At 68.3% G+C, this 2,173-nt stretch carries 2 protein-coding genes; both read left to right on the top strand.

Features of this window, described 5'->3' with window-relative positions; all coding sequences use genetic code 11:
* The first annotated feature begins 91 nt into the window (after nt 1–91).
* Nucleotides 92–373: a DUF1490 family protein gene (locus VML93_RS28560; RefSeq protein ID WP_325615618.1), complete on the top strand. Its 282-nt coding sequence runs from the start codon at nt 92–94 to the stop codon at nt 371–373.
* A 3-nt stretch (nt 374–376) separates the two neighbouring features.
* Nucleotides 377–2,173, top strand: a 1,797-nt coding sequence (ctpC, locus tag VML93_RS28555) for a manganese-exporting P-type ATPase CtpC (protein ID WP_325615617.1), incomplete at its 3' end; no start/stop codon positions are given.

Below are 2,173 nucleotides of genomic sequence, written 5' to 3'. Positions count from 1 at the left end.
TGCCGCCACACCGACCCACGCAAACCCATATTGATATCGCAATATTTCGATGTTAACGTCGGGACAAAGACGACCGAGGAGGGTTCAGGCGATGGCGGTGTACGGGCTCTTGGGGAAAGCAGCATCGACGGTGGTCACCGGACTGGCCGGGGTGACCGCCTACGAGCTGTTGCGCAAGGGGTGGGCCAAGGCGCCGGTACACGAGACCGCGGTATCGGCGGCGACGCTCGGGCTGCGCGGAACCCGCAAGGCCGAGGAAGCCGCGGAGTCCGCCCGACTGAAGATCGCCGACGTGATGGCCGAGGCCCGCGAGCGCATAGGCGAAGAAGCCCCCACCCCTGCCGTGAGCGAAGTCCACGACCACGAGCACTGATCCATGACCCTCGCGCTTGTCCGAGACGTCGCAATAACCGAAGACCCTGCCCTCCAAGTGGTTTCGGATGCGGCCGGACGCATGCGGGTGCGGGTCGCCTGGGTCCGCTGCGATTCCCGACGCGCCGTGGCCGTCGAAGAGGCGGTGGCCAAGTGCAACGGCGTGCGGGTGGTGCACGCCTACCCGCGCACCGGATCCGTCGTCGTCTGGTACTCGCCGAAGCGCTGCGACCGAACAAAAGTACTCAAGGCGATCAGCGACGCCGCGCACGTCGCTGCCGAACTGATCCCCGTACGCGCGCCGCATTCGTCGGAGATCCGCAACACCGACGTGCTGCGGATGGTCATCGGCGGCGCGGCGCTGGCGTTGCTCGGCGTGCGGCGCTATGTGTTCGCGCGACCGCCGTTGCTGGGCCCGAGCGGCCGGCTGGTCGCCACCGGCGTCACCATCTTCACCGGCTACCCGTTCCTGCGCGGCGCCCTACGCTCGCTGCGCTCGGGCAAGGCCGGCACCGATGCGCTCGTCTCGGCGGCGACGGTGGCCAGCCTCATCCTGCGCGAGAACGTGGTCGCGCTGACCGTGCTGTGGCTGCTCAACATCGGTGAGTACCTGCAGGATCTGACGCTGCGGCGGACCCGGCGGGCCATCTCGGAGCTGCTGCGCGGCAGCCAGGACACGGCCTGGATCCGGCTGACCGACGGCACCGAGATCCAGGTAGCGATCGACACGGTCCAGATCGGCGACGAGGTGGTGGTCCATGACCATGTCGCCATCCCGGTCGACGGCGAAGTGATCGACGGCGAGGCGGTGGTCAACCAGTCCGCGATCACCGGGGAGAACCTGCCGGTGTCGGTCGCCGTGGGAACCCGGGTGCACGCCGGTTCGGTCGTGGAGCGTGGCCGCCTGGTGGTGCGCGCCCACGCCGTCGGCAACCAAACCACCATCGGCCGCATCATCACCAGAGTCGAAGAGGCCCAACACGATCGGGCGCCGATCCAAACCGTCGGCGAGAACTTCTCCGGCCGGTTCGTGCCCACGTCGTTCATCGTCTCGGCCATCACCTTAATGGTCACCGGCGACGTCCGGCGCGCTATGACCATGCTGCTCATCGCCTGCCCGTGCGCGGTGGGCCTGTCCACCCCGACCGCGATCAGCGCCGCGATCGGCAACGGCGCCCGGCGCGGCATCCTGATCAAGGGCGGGTCGCATCTGGAACAGGCGGGCCGGGTCGACGCGATCGTGTTCGACAAGACCGGTACGTTGACCGTCGGGCGCCCGGTGGTCACCAACATCGTTGCCATGCACAAGGATTGGCAGCCCGAGCAGGTGCTGGCCTATGCCGCCAGCTCGGAGATCCACTCCCGGCACCCGCTGGCCGAGGCGGTGATCCGCTCGACCGAAGAACGCCGCATCAGCATCCCGCCGCACGAGGAATGCGAGGTGCTGGTCGGCCTGGGCATGCGGACCTGGGCCGACGGAAGGACCCTGCTGCTGGGCAGCCCGTCGCTGCTGCGCGCCGAGAAAGTGCGCGTGTCGAAGAAGGCGTCGGAGTGGGTCGACAAGCTGCGGCGTCAAGCGGAGACCCCGTTGCTGCTCGCGGTGGACGGCAAGCTGGTGGGCCTGATCAGCCTGCGCGACGAAGTCCGGCCCGAGGCAGCTGCTGTCTTGAAGCAGTTGCGCGGCAACGGTGTTCGCCGCATCGTCATGCTCACCGGCGACCACCCGGAGATCGCCGAGGTCGTCGCCGAGGAGCTGGGTATCGACGAATGGCGCGCCGAGGTGATGCCCGAGGACAAGCTC

Origin of the sequence: Mycobacterium sp. (assembly GCF_035499775.1) — a bacterium.
Taxonomy (GTDB): domain Bacteria; phylum Actinomycetota; class Actinomycetes; order Mycobacteriales; family Mycobacteriaceae; genus Mycobacterium.
The sequence above is the reverse complement of the archived record's forward strand: the minus strand, read 5'-3'. Positions and strand labels throughout refer to the sequence as shown.

What these genes read in the sequence shown, in the direction of transcription:
- VML93_RS28560 (WP_325615618.1), top strand. Translation starts at nt 92, where the DNA reads ATGGCGGTGTACGGGCTCTTGGGGAAAGCAGCATCGACGGTGGTCACC.